The organism is Acinetobacter kookii (assembly GCF_900096895.1).
GTDB classification, from domain to species: Bacteria; Pseudomonadota; Gammaproteobacteria; order Pseudomonadales; family Moraxellaceae; genus Acinetobacter; species Acinetobacter kookii.
In genome coordinates, this window is record NZ_FMYO01000003.1 from 166,131 (window position 1) to 184,276 (window position 18,146).

The following is an 18,146-nucleotide window of genomic DNA, read 5'->3' on the forward strand; positions in this document are numbered from 1 at the left end:
AAATGTTAGAGCGGATTATAACCGCATTGGTATTGGTAGCAGTCGTACTGAGTTGTATGTTTGCTACACAGTCTCAGTATCCAATGTTTATGCTGATGATTGTTGCAGCAGGGGTTGCAGGGTATGAGTGGTTTAAGCTTATGCCAAGAAAAAATAAAAATCTTGTTAAACCGCTAGCGTGGGTTTATGGACTTGCCACTGCTGCTTTAGCAACTTTAGCATTGTATTTTAATGATATCGCTCTGCTGCTTTGGGCTGCTTCCATTCTTTGCTGGATCTGCAGTATCTTTTGGGTTAAATCATATCCAGACTATGATGGGTGGTACAATCCCAGCTTAAAGATTATTGGATTTATTCTGGTTTCTGCTGCAGTCACTGCAATTTTCTCTGTATGGCATAGCTCGCCATGGTGGCTCATGTACCTGTTTTTACTGGTATGGGGGGCAGACAGCGGTGCCTATTTTGTTGGGCGTAAACTGGGCAGGAAAAAACTTGCTCCGGATGTCAGTCCCAATAAATCGGTAGAAGGTTTGTACGGGGGTATTTTTACCGCCATGCTGATTGTCGTGGCAGTAGAAATCCTATATTTGGATTTAACCCTGGCACAACATATTTTATTTTTAATTTTATCTGTGATTACGGTATTCAGTTCGGTTCTGGGCGACCTGTTCGAATCCATGATCAAACGTCGTGCTGGAATTAAAGATTCAGGTCGTATTCTGCCAGGGCATGGTGGGGTGCTTGACCGTATTGATTCATTGCTTGCTGCTGCTCCAATTTTTGCCGCAGGCATGTATATTTTAAAATTTATTGGTGTAGATCTATAGATGTCACAATCTGTTTGTATATTAGGTGTAACGGGTTCAATTGGTCAAAGTACCTTAAAAGTTCTGCAACAGCATCCTGAAAAGTATTCTGTTTTTGCAGTCACGGCGCATAGCCGAATTTTAGAGCTTGTTGAAATATGCAAACAGTACCGACCAAAAGTCGTGGTTGTTCCTTCCAGTCAGGTTAAGGAATTACAGCAATATTTTCATGATCAGTGCTTAACTGATATTGAAATTTTAACCGATGAAGCAGGCTTGATTGCTGTTGCCGAACATGCAGATGTGGACGTGGTGATGGCGGCAATCGTCGGTGCTGCAGGCTTATTGCCGACCTTGGCTGCGGTTAAAGCCGGTAAGCGTGTTTTGCTGGCCAATAAAGAAGCCCTGGTAATGTCGGGTGACATCATGATGCAGGCAGCACATGATTATCACGCTGAATTGCTTCCGGTCGATTCCGAGCATAATGCGATTTTTCAGTGCTTGCCTGTGGGTTATTTTCAGGCAGAGCGCAATGGACAGCCGAAACAGGGTGTGTCGCGCATTCTGCTGACTGCATCTGGCGGGCCATTTTTAAACCATAGTCTGGAGCAACTGCAAAGCGTGACGCCTGCACAGGCCTGCAAGCATCCGAACTGGTCTATGGGGCAGAAAATTTCTGTTGATTCAGCAACTTTAATGAATAAAGGCTTGGAGCTGATTGAAGCCTGTCATCTTTTTGCAATTTCAGAACAGTTTGTAACAGTGGTGGTACATCCACAGAGTATCATTCATTCTATGGTTCAATATGTGGATGGGTCGACTTTGGCACAGATGGGCAATCCTGATATGTGTACGCCAATTGCGCATGCACTTGCATGGCCAGAGCGTATTCAAACGCATGTGCCTGCACTCAACCTGTTTGCCAATCAGCAACTGGATTTTCAGGAACCTGATACACTGCGTTTTCCGGCATTAAAGCTTGCGCGTCAAGCCATGCAAACGGGTGGTTTGGCTCCTGCAATTCTAAACGCTGCCAATGAGATTGCTGTGGCTGCCTTCTTGAAAAATGACATTGGCTTTACAGAAATTTCTCAAGTGGTGGAACAGACTCTAAATCAGGTTGAAGGTGGCGCTGCAGAATCGATTGAACGTATTTTACAGGTCGATCAAATGGCCCGTTCTGCTGCCCAGCAAATTGTCATCAATAAAGGAAGCTAAAATATGAGTGCCTTGTTTATTATTGTGGCAGCAATTTTACTCCTGGGACCGCTCATTGCGATTCACGAGTTTGGACATTATATTGTTGCGCGTAAACTGGGTGTTAAAGTTTTAGTTTATTCCATTGGCTTTGGTCCTACATTGCTCAAGTGGACCTCAAAAAAATCGGGCATTCAATATCAGCTTTCAGCCTTGCCATTAGGTGGCTACGTGAAAATGCTAGATGAACGGGAAGGCAGTGTTGCTGAAGAGGATTTACCCAAGGCATTCAACCGTCAGCATCCTTGGAAACGGATTGCGATTGTTGCTGCAGGGCCGCTAATCAATCTGGTTTTTGCAGTGTTATTGTTCTGGGTTTTGTTTATTCCATCGCAAGAACAATTGAACACTCGTGTAGGTAAAGTGTTACCGGATACACCGGCTGCGATAGTTCAAATGCAGGTTGGTGACAAAATTACAACAGTTGACCGAACGCCAGTTACAACCTGGGAAAAGTTAAATTTTGCTTTGGTGGACCGCGTTGGTGAAACCGGTTCAATTGAAATTCAGGCAGACCGTCATGGTCAGTTGCAAACCTTTCACTTGCCTATCCAGAACTTCCTCAAAAATCAGAACCAGTCTGCATTAGACAGTTTAGGCTTCTTGCCATACCGTCCATATATTGCTCCCGTGGTCAGTAAGCTGAGTGAAGATGGTGCGGCCATTCGTCAAGGAATGAAAGAAGGCGATAAAATAGTGGCCATTGATGGCGTGAAAATGAATGACTGGTTCGATGTTGTGAATGTTGTCCAGGCTTCCCCGGAAAAATTATTAAAAATAGATGTATTACGTCAAAATCAACTGGTACATTTACAGGTGATGCCACAAGCCAAACGTGACAGCATGGGTAATGTTTCAGGTATGCTTGGTGTACAAAATGCCCCTGGAAAAATAACCATTCCGGAAGAATATAAGCAAACCATTCAATACAGCCCGACTGAAGCACTGGTGATGGCTGTTGATAAAACGGGTCAAATTTCAGGTATGATCTTGAATTCGATCGTCAAAATGGTACGTGGTTTAATTGGGCTGGACAATTTATCTGGACCAATCACTATTGCTAAAGTCGCAGGGCAAAGTGCGGAAATGGGTTGGCAAACCTTTATCTCATTTATGGCTTTAATGAGCGTGAGTTTGGGTATTTTAAATTTATTGCCTATACCAATGCTGGATGGTGGACATTTGGTTTACTATGTGATTGAGTTAATTCGTGGTAAACCTGTTTCTGAACAAATACAATTGGTTGGTTTAAAAATTGGTATGGTACTGCTCGGTAGCATGATGCTCCTTGCATTATTCAATGACTTCATGCGTTTATAACAACGTAGATATGTAATAAATTAACATCGGAAAAGACTGGCATGCAGCACACACATTTATTTATGCCTTTGGCACTCGTTAGTGCAATGGCAGCAGTACAACAAGTATATGCAGCAGATGAATTCATTGTCCGCGATATCAAAATTGACGGACTTGTTCGCTTAACGCCAGAAAATGTTTATGGGATGTTGCCTGTCAATGCTGGCGATCGTGTCAATGATGCGACCATTGCAAATGCCATTCGTGCTTTGTATGCCACAGGCCTGTTTGATGATATCAAGGCATCACAACAAGCAGATACGCTTGTTTTTACCGTGGTAGAACGTCCGGTTATTTCCAAGGTCGAGTTTAAGGGAAATAAACTTATTCCTAAAGAAGCCCTGGAAGAAGGGCTTAAAAAGATGGGGATTGCAGAAGGCGAGGTTTTGAAAAAATCTGCTTTGCAAACCATCGAAACTGAACTTGAACAGCAGTATATGCAGCAAGGTCGTTACGATGCCGATGTTAAGGTAATCACGACTGCCAGACCGAATAACCGTGTTGATTTAACCATTGATTTTGTTGAAGGTAAGGCAGCCAAAGTTGTTGATATCAACATTATTGGCAATACTGTTTTTAAAGAAAGCGAAATCAAGCAGGCTTTTGCGGTTAAAGAAAGCGGCTGGAGTTCAATTGTTACCCGAAATGACCGTTATGCGCGTGAAAAGATGGCAGCCAGCCTTGAAGCTTTGCGTGCTTTATATTTAAACAAGGGTTATATCAATTTCAATATCACCAACTCAAGTTTAAACTTGAGTGAAGATAAAAAGAATATCTTTGTTGAAGTGTCTGTAGATGAAGGCGAGCAATTCAAATTTGGCCAAAGCAAGTTCTTGGGTGATGCGCTTTACCAGCCTGAAGAATTAAAAGCGCTGCAAATTTATAAAGATGGCGAGATTTATTCGCAAGAAAAAGTCAATGCAGTTAAACAGCTCTTACTGCGCAAGTATGGTAATGCCGGTTATTACTATGCTGAAGTCAATATTGTTCCTGAAATTAATAAAGAAACTAAACTGGTTGATTTGAATTATTATATTAATCCGGGTCAACAAGTTACGGTGCGTCGTATCAATTTTACCGGTAATACCAAAACTGCCGATGAAGTATTGCGTCGTGAAATGCGCCAGATGGAAGGTGCATTGGCGAGCAATGAAAAAATTGATTTATCTAAAGTTCGTCTGGAGCGTACAGGTTTCTTTAAAACGGTTGATATTAAACCGGCACGTATTCCGAATGTCCCTGATCAGGTAGATCTGAACGTCAATGTTGAAGAGCAGCATTCAGGGACCAGTACACTGGCAGTCGGTTTCTCGCAAAGTGGTGGTGTAACCTTCCAGGCGGGCTTAAGTCAAACCAACTTCCTGGGTACGGGTAATAGTGTTTCGATTGATTTATCCCGTTCAGAAACACAAGATTATTATAATTTAAGTGTAACCGATCCGTACTTCACCATTGATGGTGTGCGTCGCGGTTATAACATGTACTACCGTAAAACCAAGCTGGATAGTGATTATAACGTCAATAACTATGTGACGGACAGTTTTGGGGGTGGGATCAACTTTGGTTATCCAATTGATGAAAACCAGAGTGTGAGTGCAGGTTTAAATATCGACCAGACAGAAGTGACGACTGGTCCATACGTTTCGACTTACGTTCGCGATTATTTGTTAGCGAATGGTGGTAAAGCGACTGGACGTGCTACAGATGTTTGTATTGGTGAGCAAGTCGCACAATATGGTGATCCGGCTAATCCAACTAAAGTAACAAGCTATACTTGTAACGGACAAACAGTCGATTTTGATAATAAATTTAATGGTGATTTCTTAACCTATAATCTTAATTTAGGTTGGTCTTACAATACCTTAAACCGACCTGTCTTCCCGACATCAGGTATGTCACATCGTGTGAATGGTGAAATTGCATTGCCAGGCAGTGATGTGGAATATCAAAAAGTGACTTATGATGCCCAAGCCTTCCAGCCTTTAGGCAAGGGCTTTGTACTGCGTGGTTATGGTAAGCTGGGTTATGGTAATGACCTGCCATTCTATAAAAACTTCTATGCCGGCGGTTTTGGCTCGGTTCGTGGTTATGACAATAGTACTTTAGGTCCTAAATATCCTGGGGTGACGTTTAATGAAACTCAAACCCAAGATTATGGTCCTGAAGAAGTCGGTGGTAATGCTCTAGTTCAATTTGGTGCCGAGCTTGCACTCCCTTTACCATTTAAAGGGGATTGGACACGTCAGGTTCGTCCAGTGCTGTTTGCTGAAGGTGCACAGGTATTTGATACTCAGTGTGATATTCCAAAAGGAAACTTATACCTGAATTCGAGTAATACTCAAGTCAATGCGAAACAGTATTGTGAAGATAACTTCGGCTTTGATGCAGGCAATATGCGTTATAGCGTAGGTGCAGGTTTTACCTGGATTACCATGATTGGTCCATTATCTCTCAGCTATGCTTATCCGTTAAATGAAAAAGACGGTGATGATACTAAAAATATCCAGTTTGAAATTGGTCGTACTTTCTAAGTACGACCTTCAATGGGTTTAAAAAAGGATATTTGCATGAAAAAAATATTAATGAGCCTGGTTTTTGCTGGTTTGGCGAGTACCTCAGTGGTACATGCTGCGGGTTATGGCGTGGTTGATCTGGAAAGAGTGGTCGAAAACAGCATGTATTTAAAACAGCAGAACGTTTCTTTACAGCAAAAGGTCAAGCCGCAAACCACCAAGCTGGAACAGTTGGCTAAAGAGCTGGAAGCTCTACAGCAACGTGCTCAGCAAACACCTAATTTATCCGATGCTGAAAAGCAGAAAATGTCTGCACAATTTCAGACGCAGCTAAAAGAGTTTAATACGCTGCAGCAAAGTGTACAGTCAACCGTTCAATCTACGATTCAGCTGATGAACAAGACTTTAGGGGATCGAGTCAAGCAGGTGGCAGAACAATTGCGTAAAGAAAACAACTTGGATATTGTTTTGAATAAAAATTCCGCGCTTGCGTATGACCCTAAATATGATTTAACTGATAAAATGATTCAAAAGGTTAACGTTATTAAGTAATCAATGAATCCTAAACAATTTCGCTTAGAATATCTCGCCCGTTTAGTACAAGGCGAGCACGTAGGTCAATCTGATTTAATTTTGGAAGGATTGGCCAGCTTAGATGCGGCTCAAGCGAAACATATTGCATTTGTAAACGCTGATAAATATCTGGATCAGGCACGTGCTTCAAAAGCGGGTGCCTTGATTGTTACTCCAACTCTAAAAAATCAGTTAGATACGCACAATAATTTTATTGTAGTGGATAATCCTTATCTTGCTTTTGCCATCCTGACCCATGTATTTGAAAAGAAAAATCAGCATCAGGGAATAGAAAGCACAGCACAAATTCATCCTTCAGCCATGATCGCTGATAGTGCCTATATCGGGCATTATGTTGTTATTGGTGAGCATTGCGTAGTGGGTGATCACACCATTATTCAGTCACACGTTAAAATTGATCATGATATTGAAATTGGTCAGCACTGCTTTATTGATTCACATGTCACTTTAACCGGTGATACAAAAATCGGTGACCGTGTCCGTATTCATGCCAATACCGTGATTGGCGGAGAAGGCTTCGGTTTTGCGCCTTACCAAGGTAAATGGCATCGTATTGCACAATTGGGTTCAGTTAAAATCGGTAATGATGTCCGAATTGGGTCAAATTGCAGCATAGACCGCGGTGCACTCGATGACACCATTCTGGAAGATGGGGTTATTATTGATAATCTTGTGCAAATTGCCCACAACGTAAAAATTGGTGCAAATACAGCGCTGGCTGCAAAATGTGGTATTGCTGGAAGTACCACAATTGGCAAAAACTGTGTATTGGCTGGAGCCGTTGGGGTAGTAGGCCATATTAATATCGCTGATAACGTGACGATTACCGGGATGTCAATGGTCACAAAAAGTATTTCTGAGGCGGGAAGCTATTCTTCAGGTACACCAATGCTGGAAAGTTTGCACTGGAAACGGGCTGCGGTACGCTTTAAACAATTAGCAGATGTGCCATTGACCCAATTACTCAAACGGCTTGATCATATACAGGCTCAAATCGAGTCCCTTGAATCAACTTTTAAGCGTAAATAGATTATGATGACTGAGTCGAATACTGCTGCATTTACGAAGCCTGAATTGCCAATGTACATTCAACAAATTCGTGAATATTTACCTCACCGCTATCCTTTCTTATTGGTCGACCGTATTGTTGAAGTGACTGATAATGGCATTGTGGGCTATAAGAATGTTTCAATCAACGAAGAGTTTTTACAGGGACATTTTCCGGATTATCCGATTATGCCAGGTGTTTTGATTGTTGAAGCATTAGCTCAAGTCTCTGGTATACTTGGCTTTATCATGAATAATGAAAAACCGGGTCCAGGTTCATTGTTTCTTTTTGCGGGCGCAGAAAAAGTCCGTTTTAAAAAGCAAGTCGTTGCTGGTGACCAATTGGTATTAAAAGCAGAATTGGTTATGCACAAACGTGGCATTTACAAATATAATTGTATAGCCACAGTGGATGGCGTTGTAGCAACAACCGCGGAAATTATGGTTTCGCATCAGAAAATAGAGCAGGCATGAGTAATAACGATTTAATTCACCCAACCGCCATTATTGACTCATCTGCAGTCATTGCTGCAGATGTACAAATTGGTCCTTATTGTATTATTGGGCCACAAGTCACCATTGGTGAGGGCACCAAGCTGCATTCACATGTAGTGGTTGGTGGCTATACTCGTATTGGGAAGAACAACGAAATATTCCAGTTTGCGAGTGTGGGTGAAGTTTGTCAGGATTTAAAATATGCTGGCGAAGAAACCTGGCTTGAAATCGGCGATCATAACTCAATTCGCGAGCATAGCAGCTTGCATCGTGGTACGGTTCAAGATCATGGACTTACCAAAATTGGTAGCCATAATTTATTGATGGTCAATACTCACATTGCACATGACTGTGTGGTGGGCGATCATAATATTTTTGCCAATAATGTCGGTATTGCTGGACATGTACGTATTGGCGATTATGTGGTGGTTGGTGGAAACTCGGGTATTCATCAATTCTGTAAAATCGATTCTTATAGCATGATTGGTGGTGCTTCTTTAATTTTAAAAGATGTGCCTGCTTATGTCATGGTATCTGGTAATCCAGCGCATGCTTTTGCAATGAATGTTGAAGGCATGCGTCGTAAAGGCTGGTCTAAAAATGTCATCCAGGCATTACGTCAAGCCTTTAAATTGATTTATAAAGAAGGTTTAACCACTGAACAGGCAATTCAGCAGATTCGTGAAGATATTTTGCCAGAAGCGCCAGAAGCACAGCTGTTGATTGATTCTTTAGAGCAATCCAAACGCGGTATTGTTCGTTAATCGAATCTATTACAATAAAAAAAGACACCTGTTAAGGTGTCTTTTTTTTATTGTTTTAAATATCCCACTTCTTCAGATTTGGGATAATTTTTTTGCAGTTTGGTTTTAAGCTGGTTGGCAAGCGTTGTATTGTGATCGACATCTTTGGCTATATTGTAGAGTTGATATAAAGAGCGTGATGCCTTTGCAGAATTGGGATATTGATTGACCACAATATTGTAGTTCTTTTTCGCTTCTGCATAATTGGTCGGTTCAATGGCCAGATTAAATTCAGCGAGCCAGAAATAAGCATTACTGATGTAGACACTATTGGGATTATTCTTGATAAAGTTTTGCATTGGAGCAATGGCTTTTTTGGCACCACCTTGTTTATAAGCATCCAGCGCTACAGTATAGGCGGCTTTATCCAGTTCAGCTGAAGAGGGTTGAGCACTGGTAGGAGCGGCCTGTTTTGCGGGGACAGAAGCCGCTTGCTTGACGGTTGTATTAGAGGCTACTGGGGCTGGGCTGTTTGTGCTGCTGGGAGAAGTATCCTGTTGGTTATCCTCCTCTGGAGCTGCACTTTCCGGATCCACTTTCTGTTGCAGCAGTTCGAGTCGCTGATCCAGATCGGTATAGCGATTGGTCAGCTCGTGTTTCAGCTGTTCAATTTCGTTGTCCTGTTCTTCAATTTTTCCTCGCAATGTGCGAAGGTCATTTTCTAATTGCTGGTTTTTCTGCATGAGTTGCCAATTCAGATTGGTGGGTACATTGGCAACTGCTGCACCTGAATTGATGGCGACATTATTGGCGCTGAGGTCAATGCTGTTGTTTTGACTCAAGCCGCGTGATTCAATCGGGACATTGGCATAAAGTGAAGCGGAACCCAACAGGGTGAGTACACATAAAGCATGCTGTTTGAGCATCATAAAAACATCCATTTTGTATTTTTCGGTACTTTCTAAACGCAAGATTTTAGAGCGTAACCATTTAAAAGACATGACGACATTAAAAACGTCCGGCCCATGAAATGCAATATGTGTTTACAATCTTGTCATAGTTTTAAAGTAATTGATTGTGCAGATAAAAAACATCCAAAAATGCTGTTTTTAATTAATATTGTTTTTTTAATAATCAAATAAAAGCAATGTTGCTGGAAAACAGCTTGGGGTACTTGCAAGTTAACTAAAAATCTCTATACTCTGTTCTTGCAATGGTAGCCCTGCCGGTTACTTCGCAATTGTACTCTACGAACCCCGCCAGGACCGGAAGGTAGCAACGGTACTAGAACTATGATGTGCCGAAGCTTTGCTGGTAGGGTTGCCACCATATTTATAATTAAAAAAATAATTTAACCTGCCTTCCTTTTGTCTAATCTATCATTCTATATATTTTAAAATTACACATCGAATGTTCTATGTGATGACTTTGCTTGTCTCTATCTTAATAAGATTGTTATTTATTAAATTTCAACCACTTAAGATTAAAATCTTCATTGTATTATTGTCAGTATAATTTGCCGTCTATCTTCCGTCTATATCATTCATTTATGGCGTTATAGGCATCTTTTAGATGATCAACATTTAACGGTTCGTAGCTTAAAAAACGATAATCATTGACTTAGCGCAATATGATGAGCTTCGTCGTTATTTTCTAGCGAACTATTCATATCGTGAGCGGGATTGACCAAAATTTCGAATTTTATGAATGCAGGGGATTAATCCTCAGCTTTGCGGCTAATCGCTTGCATAATCGCATCCATTTCAAACCCGCGATACATCAAAAAGCGTATTTGTTTGGCTTTCAGTTTTGGCTCTTTTTCAACCTCCAGACCAAACTTTTTCACTTTCAGTTGATAGGCCTGTTCATTCCAGTCAGTTTCTTTCAATTCGTCCTGAATCAGACTGCTATCAATTTTTTTTGATTTTAACGCCATCTTGATGCGGTTTGGACCTTTACCTTTACGTTTCTGGCTCGACAGCATCATTTCAGCGACACGCTGGTCACTCTGATAATTTTCTTTTGCCAGTTCATCCACCAGTTTTAGCACTTCACCGCGATCCAGGGCATAAAGTGCAAGTTTCTCGATCAAATCTGCCTTTGAGTATTCCTTACGGGTCAATACAGCAAAAGCGTAGGAGCGTAAGCGTGTGCCCGTCAGGCCTTGAGGTTTGGGCTGGGTTTCAGTTTCAAAGTGCAAAGCATCTGAGTCTTGAGATGGATTCGAACAGACGGGCAATTCGCCAGGCGACTCATCAAATTGTTGCTTGAGTGCTGCGTAATCCAGCATGTTGGGAAATTTGGGATTGCTCATAAGGTGGTCTATATCGAATCAAATATAAAACGCCCCGTAGGGCGTTTTACAGTTTAACTTTTATTGTGCTGGAAATTAAGCATCTAAAAAGTCTGGTTCAGCTTCGTCATGGTCTTCTGCCGGTGCTGTACCGGTAGTGAGGAGCTGTTCACGGATCAGTTTTTCAACTTCCACTGCAATTTGTGGATTTTCTTCCAGATGGCGAATGACGTTGTTTTTACCTTGGCCGATTTTATCGCCCTGATAAGAATACCATGCACCCGCTTTCTGGATGATCTCTTGCTGTACTGCCAGGTCGATCAATTCGCCTAAATGGTTCACGCCTTTACCATACAAAATCTGGAACACGGCTTCTTTAAATGGAGGAGCCATCTTGTTCTTCACGACTTTTACGCGGGTTTCGGAACCGATGATTTCATCACCTTCTTTCACCTGGCCAATACGGCGGATATCCAGACGTACAGAAGCGTAGAATTTAAGCGCATTACCACCCGTAGTGGTTTCAGGGCTACCAAACATCACGCCAATCTTCATACGGATCTGGTTAATGAAGATTACCATGCAGTTAGAACGTTTTGCATTACCGGTGATTTTACGCAGTGCCTGGCTCATTAAACGGGCTTGCAGACCCATGTGCGAGTCACCCATTTCACCTTCAATTTCCGCGCGTGGTGTTAAGGCTGCAACGGAGTCGACGACGATCAGGTCAATCGCGCCAGAGCGTACCAGCATGTCGGCAATTTCCAGGGCCTGTTCACCATTGTCAGGCTGTGATACCAACAGGTTGTCGATATCTACCCCTAACTTGCGGGCATATTGCGGATCAAGCGCATGTTCGGCATCGATGAAGGCACATGTACCGCCCGCTTTTTGACATTCTGCAATCGCCTGTAACGTCATGGTGGTTTTACCTGAAGATTCAGGACCGTAAATTTCAACGATACGGCCTTTAGGCAGACCGCCGATACCCAGTGCGATATCCAGGGTTAAAGAACCTGTAGAGACCGCTTCAACGGCTTGTACAGTGTTGTCACCAAGACGCATTACTGTATTTTTACCAAACTGTTTTTCAATCTGGCTTAGGGCAGCATTCAGCGCCTTGCTTTTATTATCATCCATCTCACAACCTCAAAACGATGTCACCAAAATATTCACTTAAGTGGATGTGTTGCTTTCAAACGTGTTCCACCCAAGTATAGTGACAGATTCATTCTTTATGTACTATATCAATTCAGTCGAATGCGACAGAATGTGACGCTTAAATATCAACAGCTTCTAATCATGATATGACCAGTGCTGATCGAACTGCTGATCATTATCTTGTTTGAATTTACTGATTTGTCTTCGATCTTTTTTACTCGGCCGATGTTCAGGTCGCGCTAGATTATGCAACTTTCTTTGGGTGGCAATCAACTCTCGTCTTGCAACGCTCACTTCGGTTTCTTCGTAAAGCTGCTGGGCAATCGGTGCGGCACCACGAACTGCAGATAAGGCCTTGATGACGACAGTTTTACGGTCAAAACCCTGCTGAATGGTGAGTTCCATCCCAACCCGAACATCTTTGGAGACTTTAACCCGTTCACCATTATGATGCACCTTGCCGCCTTCAATGGCAGCTTTGGATATTGAACGTGTTTTAAAAAAACGTGCTGCCCATAACCATTTGTCAACACGCATACTTTCAACATGGTTCTGTTGAGAAGAATTAGGCATATTTTTTCAGATCCTCAGCTTGTTTTAAGATCACCATTAAATCGGTCAGCTCTTGTAAAATAGGATAGGAACTTTCAGTCCTTATTTCTTTTTGAGATGAGGGCTGGGCAATGGTAATTAAATGCTGGATACCAAATTTTTCTGCACCTTTGAGCACTTTTTCAGTGTCATCAATAAAATAGGTGTGTTCGACCTGAAAGGGGTGCAGTGAATGGAGTTTTTGCCAGAATTCGACGCACTCTTTGGCATAACCGATGGTTTCACTGCTGATAATGACATCAAAGTAATGTGCAATCCGGGTCTGTTCGAGTTTGAATTTTAAACCTTCACAATCGGCATTGGTCGCTATCCAGCAGGCATAGCCGTGGGCTTTAAGATATTCCAGCAGTTCAATACACCCTGGACGTAAAGCCACCTTGTGCTTAAATTCCTGTTGCAGCGCCAATGTATCCACCCCTACCTTTGCACTCCAGAAGCGTGTGGAATACCAATTTAAGGTATGATTGTGTTGCTGGTAAAACTGAAATAACGCTTGGGTACTCTGTTCGAGTGTACAGTTATGCTGTTCTGCATAGCGAATAGGAAGCTGATGATTCCAGATAAAATCATCGTAAGCAAGATCAAGAAGGGTACCATCCATATCAAAGATGATGGTGGGTTTTTCTGAATAATTCGGCATATGAAGGTAATCTATGTTTAAAGCGACCACGGCACCGCAAGATGCCTTGATTTTACAGTTGGTTCCCATTGTGACACAGGCATGTGAAATTTTGCGAGCAGAATATCAGGCCTACTGTGCGGGTAAAAATTTTGATGTGGAGCATAAGCAGGACCAGTCTCCAGTCACCCAAGCGGATTATCGGGTCAATGAATTTATCACCCATGCATTAAAACAGACTTTTCCGCTCATCCCTTTATTGTCGGAAGAAGGCGACAATAGTCAACGCAAGCAATGGCAGAACTTCTGGTTGCTCGATCCCCTGGATGGCACCAAAGAATTTCTGCATAAGCGTCCTGAATTTACCATCAACCTGAGCCTGGTAGAGGGTGCCAATACCACCTTTGCGCTATTGGCTATACCGGGTGAGCAAAGCATATATTTTTGTCCCAAGCAGGGCGTACCTTTAAAATTTGAAATCCAAACCCGGCAATGGCTGCACTATGTCGATGATTTGCCGTCTAAAACTGTTCAGGTGGGTTTAAGTCAAAGTAGCCAGAACAAGCCCAGATATGCCGAATATCTGGACATCCTGAAACAGCAGGTCGATATTGTAGAGTTTAGGGCGGGAAGCGCCTATAAGTTTTGCATGATGCTGGAGGGGAAAGTCGATATGTATCCGCGTTTCCATCCGACCAGCGAGTGGGATACCAGTGCAGGACAATGTCTAATTGAGCGTATCGGGGGCGGTCTAGTCGATTTTAAGGGCAGACCCTTTGTATATAATCAACGGGAGAGTTTGCTGAACGGTGGTTTTATCGCATTTCGTAATGTCGAGATGAAAAAATTGGCATTCCAGACCCTAGGACTTATGGCGAACATACATTGAGCTGATGCATTAACATGCTATAGTGTGCTATGTACCCATGTTTAATTTTGGCTGCTTCATGGCGTTAAATCTACTCCCTACAAGTATGCTGAAGGCACTCGATTTGCTGCCTGATGCCAAAACCCCTGTTACCCTGTTTACCCGTCATTCTATTCGTGAGGTCGTTACAGGGCAGGGTCTGGCTGGCTATGATTTGCAGTTAACCGAACAAGGCCGTGACTTGGCACAGGCGTGGGGAAGCTATTTAATCGATAATACGGACCGTAGCATCCAGCACTGCATTTCAAGTCCGATCCAGCGCTGTGTCGATACTGCTGCTTTAATGATTCAGGGTGCCGATACGAGTACGCTGGCACAAAATACCCATCATATTGAAATTGTCCAGCAAGGCTTGCTGGTCGAGCCGGGAAGTTTTGTGCTGGATATTAAACAGGCGGGGCCTTATTTTCAGAAACAGGGTGCTTTGGGCTTTATTAACAGTTTTGTCAATAATGCCTTGCCTGGAATGAAACATCCGATTACCGGTGTGGTCGATGTGCTGGAGCTGATTTATAATACCCATCCGCAAGATCATTTTGGTTTAAGTCTGGCCGTGAGTCACGATACTATTTTGGCAGCCATTATTGCGGTGATTTCCGGTCGTAATACTGTTAGCCGGGAAGACTGGCCAAAAATGATGGAAGGCCTGTTTGTCTGGTTTGAAGGTGATGTATTTCTAGAATCCAAACTGAAATGGATTTGGCGTGGCCAAGTGAATGAGCTGTCAATCCGGGAGTTCCAGAACCTGGAAAAATAAAATAGCATTGGCTTTAAAGAAATGCCGTCTGGATTCTCTTCCTGAAGAAATAATCCTAAAAACAGTTTTTAATAAGAGTTTTGAAGCACTTTATATTTTTATAATGTGCTATTTTTAGACTGAATAATTTTTTATAAGCGTAAAAAAAAGCCCTAAACGGGCTTTTTTCAATGCAACAACTTAGTTAGCTAAAGCTTTAACTTGTGCATTCAAACGGCTCTTATGACGAGCAGCTTTGTTTTTATGGATGATACCTTTATCAGCCATACGGTCAATTACAGGAACCGCAGTTTTGTATGCTTCTGTAGCAGCAGCATAATCACCAGCAGCGATTGCAGCTACTGTGCGTTTAAGATAAGTACGAACCATAGAACGTAAGCTTGCGTTGTGTTTACGTGCTTTAACGTTTTGACGAGCACGTTTTTTAGCTTGAGCAGAGTTTGCCACTCGTGCACTCCTTGAATTAGATTGGTCTGGGCGGGCTGAAATTGCAACTGAAAACCTTCATCAGAAGAATTATCACCAGCCCGTAAACAAGTGCCATATTGTGATTAAACTATGGCGTTAAGTCAAGTCTTGACTTGATTCGGCAACATTTTAGATGCATAAAAAGTATAAAGAAACCGTTACATTAGTAATAACCTAAAGAGATTGCTTAAAAAATGACTAAATCGATTAAAAGTGCAATTGTGATTGGTGCAACAGGTTTGGTGGGACGGGAACTTTTGCAGCAGCTTAACCAGATACAAGACTGTGAAAAAATTACCGCTGTGGTTCGGCATGAAGATCCAAAGCTTAACAGCCTGAAAAAAGTACAGCAGTTTATACTGGAAGATTTTCTGTTACTGAACGATGAAGATGTAAATGGCTATAGCCATGCCTTCAGTTGTTTAGGCACGACACTAAAAAAGGCCGGTTCAAAACAGAATTTTTATATTATTGATTATGAAATCAATGCACATTTTGCCGATTTATTTGAATCGGCCCAGACCCACTATTTATTGATTAGTGCGCTAGGCGCAAATGCAAAATCCAGAATTTTTTACAATAAAGTCAAAGGTGAGCTGGAACAGCATATCCAGGGCTTAAATCTGGAATATGTGTCCATTCTGCGCCCGTCATTATTACTGGGTGAACGACCAGAACGACGCCTATTGGAAGATATGACGCAAAAGTTGTATCAAAAACTCTCGCATTGGGTTCCTGATACATTTAAATATAAGCCAGTGACAGCAGCGCAAGTGGCTCATACTATGGTCGAGGCTGCACAAACTCAAACTGAAAAGTTTGAAATTTATGATAATTTATGCATACAAAATTCCAAACGAGGGAAATAAAAAGTGTCTAATCCAGCATTCGTAACCTGTGATTTACTTGATGACAATCCAGAAAAAGAAATTCAGGTAGTCGCCCCATCAATGGATGGAAAATTCTTTAAAAGTTATGGCGCACGTAAAAGCTTTGGTGGTCAGGCAGTCACCGTAAAATGTTTTGAAGATAATTCACGTGTCAAAGAACTCCTCGCAACCGATGGTACCGGTAAAGTGCTTGTGGTAGACGGTGGAGCATCCATGCGCTGTGCCTTGATGGGCGATATGATTGCTGAATCAGCGGTTAAGAATCACTGGAATGGGGTGGTGATCTATGGCTGTGTACGGGATGTGGATGCCATTGCCGAACTGGATCTGGGTGTGCATGCATTGGCTGCAATTCCACAAAAAAGCAATCGCAAAGGCATAGGCGAAGTGGATTTAACTTTGTATTTTGGTGGTGTAAGCATCAGTTCTGGCGATTACATCTATGCTGACAACAATGGCATTGTGGTGGCAAAAGAAAAATTAGTCGATTTATAAAGATAGAGATACAAGGATAAAAAATGGTGAATCATCAAATGAAAGTGATACAGGCTTTAGCTTCATCTTTGACTGAAGGTGGACGTGGCGTGAGCGGTACTGCTTTTCCCAAGCAGCCAGAAAAATCGCTGAAACTTTATGAGTTTGAAGGTTCGCCATTTTGCCGTCGTGTGCGTGAAGTTTTAACTTTGTTAAATCTGGATTATGAGGTTTATCCTTGCCCGAAGGGTGGACAGAAATACCGGAAAATTGTCAAAGAAAAAGGTGGAAAAAACCGGTTTCCATTTTTTATCGATGAAAATACCGGGGTTCAGATGTATGAATCTCAGGACATTATCCATTATCTGTTTAAGCATTATGGCCGAACGGGAACCACACCGAAAAAATTTGCCCATTATCCTAAAATTCCTGTCGTAGCTTTAGCTGGAACCATTATTAATGGTGCACGCGGCGTCTGGATTAACCGGAAAATTAAAGATCGTGCAGCACCTGAGCAATTGTTGGAGTTATGGGGCTTTGAAGCCAGTCCTTTTACCCGTGTGGTACGAGCGGTATTAACCGAGCTCGAGCTGCCGTATGTTTACCATAATGTGGCTAAAGAGCGCTGGCAGGATATGGGACCGGCAGTACTGCGTTTAAAACCCGGAAAATATCAACCCTTAGCCGGTGGTAAACGTGAAAAGACTGTTGAAATTATGGGGCGAGATATTCAGGTTCCTTATTTGATTGATCCGAATACCGGGGTGAAAATGTTTGAGTCGGCACAAATTGTGAAATACTTAAACCAGCAATATGGTCACTAATCCAGCCCGAAATAATAAACCGCTCAAGCAGCGGTTTATTTTTGCCCTACAGCTGATTAAGTTAAGCTAAATTTAAAGTAAGTTATACGCTGTAATATAGTCAGAATATTGAATGAATCAATGATGGATCAATCATCGATTGAAACTTTAAAGTTTTTATTCTATGGTGTTTATTTAAACCGCTAGACAGTAGCATTGTAAATAAAATTGATGAATTATTAATATAAAAGTCATTAAATTACCTAGTTTTAGGGATATCGTTGAGATTGTTTTTTTCGTTATAGTCAGCGGTTATAACAGGGGGGT

19 protein-coding genes and 1 other RNA gene are annotated in these 18,146 nt (G+C 42.0%); 14 read left to right on the top strand and 6 right to left on the bottom strand.

From position 1 onward, the window contains the following. Positions 1-2 precede the first annotated feature (2 nt). From BLP85_RS06915 to lpxA, 8 genes are all read left to right on the top strand, one after another. Positions 3-827 (top strand): phosphatidate cytidylyltransferase, encoded by an 825-nt coding sequence (locus BLP85_RS06915; RefSeq protein ID WP_092819388.1) that lies wholly within the window; start codon positions 3-5, stop codon positions 825-827. Beyond that, positions 828-2,024 (top strand): 1-deoxy-D-xylulose-5-phosphate reductoisomerase, encoded by a 1,197-nt coding sequence (ispC, locus tag BLP85_RS06920; RefSeq protein WP_092819389.1) that lies wholly within the window; start codon positions 828-830, stop codon positions 2,022-2,024. A gap of 3 nt (positions 2,025-2,027) precedes the next feature. After that, positions 2,028-3,383, top strand: coding sequence for an RIP metalloprotease RseP (gene rseP, locus BLP85_RS06925; RefSeq protein ID WP_092819390.1), 1,356 nt, complete (start codon positions 2,028-2,030; stop codon positions 3,381-3,383). A gap of 86 nt (positions 3,384-3,469) precedes the next feature. Further along, the gene (bamA, locus tag BLP85_RS06930) at positions 3,470-5,953 is read left to right on the top strand and encodes an outer membrane protein assembly factor BamA (RefSeq protein WP_409449181.1); all 2,484 of its coding nucleotides are present in this window, start codon (positions 3,470-3,472) and stop codon (positions 5,951-5,953) included. 36 nt (positions 5,954-5,989) lie between these two features. Next, positions 5,990-6,487 carry an OmpH/Skp family outer membrane protein gene (locus BLP85_RS06935; RefSeq protein ID WP_092819392.1) on the top strand — a complete coding sequence of 166 codons (498 nt, stop codon included), beginning with the start codon at positions 5,990-5,992 and terminating at the stop codon, positions 6,485-6,487. Between the two features lie 3 nt (positions 6,488-6,490). Beyond that, on the top strand, positions 6,491-7,558 hold the full coding sequence (gene lpxD, locus BLP85_RS06940; protein WP_092819393.1) for a UDP-3-O-(3-hydroxymyristoyl)glucosamine N-acyltransferase: 1,068 nt from the start codon (positions 6,491-6,493) through the stop codon (positions 7,556-7,558). Positions 7,559-7,564: 6 nt separating this feature from the next. Further along, positions 7,565-8,050, top strand: a complete 486-nt coding sequence (gene fabZ, locus BLP85_RS06945) for a 3-hydroxyacyl-ACP dehydratase FabZ (RefSeq protein WP_171259679.1) — start codon at positions 7,565-7,567, stop codon at positions 8,048-8,050. Continuing rightward, positions 8,047-8,835: an acyl-ACP--UDP-N-acetylglucosamine O-acyltransferase gene (gene lpxA / locus BLP85_RS06950; RefSeq protein ID WP_092819395.1), complete on the top strand. Its 789-nt coding sequence runs from the start codon at positions 8,047-8,049 to the stop codon at positions 8,833-8,835. The genes fabZ and lpxA overlap by 4 nt, the downstream gene beginning before the upstream one ends. A 47-nt stretch (positions 8,836-8,882) precedes the next feature. Here lpxA and BLP85_RS06955 read toward each other — a convergent pair whose 3' ends face one another. Next, positions 8,883-9,743 (bottom strand): YbgF trimerization domain-containing protein, encoded by an 861-nt coding sequence (locus BLP85_RS06955; protein ID WP_092819503.1) that lies wholly within the window; start codon positions 9,741-9,743, stop codon positions 8,883-8,885. A 294-nt stretch (positions 9,744-10,037) separates the two neighbouring features. Between BLP85_RS06955 and ffs the strand changes: the two genes are divergently transcribed. Then, an RNA gene (gene ffs / locus BLP85_RS06960) (signal recognition particle sRNA small type) lies at positions 10,038-10,134 on the top strand. Between the two features lie 397 nt (positions 10,135-10,531). Here the strand turns inward: ffs and BLP85_RS06965 are convergent. From BLP85_RS06965 to BLP85_RS06980, 4 genes are all read right to left on the bottom strand, one after another. Beyond that, the gene (locus BLP85_RS06965; protein WP_092819396.1) at positions 10,532-11,128 is read right to left on the bottom strand and encodes a regulatory protein RecX; all 597 of its coding nucleotides are present in this window, start codon (positions 11,126-11,128) and stop codon (positions 10,532-10,534) included. A 75-nt stretch (positions 11,129-11,203) separates the two neighbouring features. Continuing rightward, on the bottom strand, positions 11,204-12,247 hold the full coding sequence (gene recA, locus BLP85_RS06970; protein WP_092819397.1) for a recombinase RecA: 1,044 nt from the start codon (positions 12,245-12,247) through the stop codon (positions 11,204-11,206). Positions 12,248-12,403: 156 nt separating this feature from the next. Continuing rightward, positions 12,404-12,841, bottom strand: coding sequence for an RNA-binding S4 domain-containing protein (locus BLP85_RS06975; RefSeq protein ID WP_092819398.1), 438 nt, complete (start codon positions 12,839-12,841; stop codon positions 12,404-12,406). After that, a complete protein-coding gene (locus BLP85_RS06980; RefSeq protein ID WP_092819399.1) occupies positions 12,834-13,520 on the bottom strand; it encodes an HAD-IA family hydrolase in 687 nt (228 codons plus the stop codon). Before BLP85_RS06980 ends, BLP85_RS06975 begins: the two co-directional genes overlap by 8 nt. A gap of 13 nt (positions 13,521-13,533) precedes the next feature. On the opposite strand from BLP85_RS06980, the gene BLP85_RS06985 reads away from it, so the two are divergent. After that, on the top strand, positions 13,534-14,388 hold the full coding sequence (locus tag BLP85_RS06985; protein ID WP_092819400.1) for a 3'(2'),5'-bisphosphate nucleotidase CysQ family protein: 855 nt from the start codon (positions 13,534-13,536) through the stop codon (positions 14,386-14,388). 58 nt (positions 14,389-14,446) lie between these two features. Then, positions 14,447-15,184, top strand: a complete 738-nt coding sequence (locus tag BLP85_RS06990; protein ID WP_092819401.1) for a histidine phosphatase family protein — start codon at positions 14,447-14,449, stop codon at positions 15,182-15,184. Positions 15,185-15,364: 180 nt separating this feature from the next. Here BLP85_RS06990 and rpsT read toward each other — a convergent pair whose 3' ends face one another. Then, positions 15,365-15,631, bottom strand: coding sequence for a 30S ribosomal protein S20 (rpsT, locus tag BLP85_RS06995; protein ID WP_039622003.1), 267 nt, complete (start codon positions 15,629-15,631; stop codon positions 15,365-15,367). A gap of 215 nt (positions 15,632-15,846) precedes the next feature. Here rpsT and BLP85_RS07000 point away from each other — a divergent pair, with 215 nt between their 5' ends. The 3 genes from BLP85_RS07000 to BLP85_RS07010 are packed head-to-tail and all read left to right on the top strand — an operon-like array spanning position 15,847 to position 17,840. After that, positions 15,847-16,521: an NAD(P)H-binding protein gene (locus tag BLP85_RS07000; protein ID WP_092819402.1), complete on the top strand. Its 675-nt coding sequence runs from the start codon at positions 15,847-15,849 to the stop codon at positions 16,519-16,521. 3 nt (positions 16,522-16,524) lie between these two features. Then, complete coding sequence (rraA, locus tag BLP85_RS07005; RefSeq protein WP_092819403.1) at positions 16,525-17,037, top strand: ribonuclease E activity regulator RraA; 513 nt, start codon at positions 16,525-16,527, stop codon at positions 17,035-17,037. 23 nt (positions 17,038-17,060) lie between these two features. Beyond that, complete coding sequence (locus BLP85_RS07010; protein WP_092819404.1) at positions 17,061-17,840, top strand: glutathione S-transferase N-terminal domain-containing protein; 780 nt, start codon at positions 17,061-17,063, stop codon at positions 17,838-17,840. The last annotated feature ends 306 nt before the right edge of the window (positions 17,841-18,146 follow it).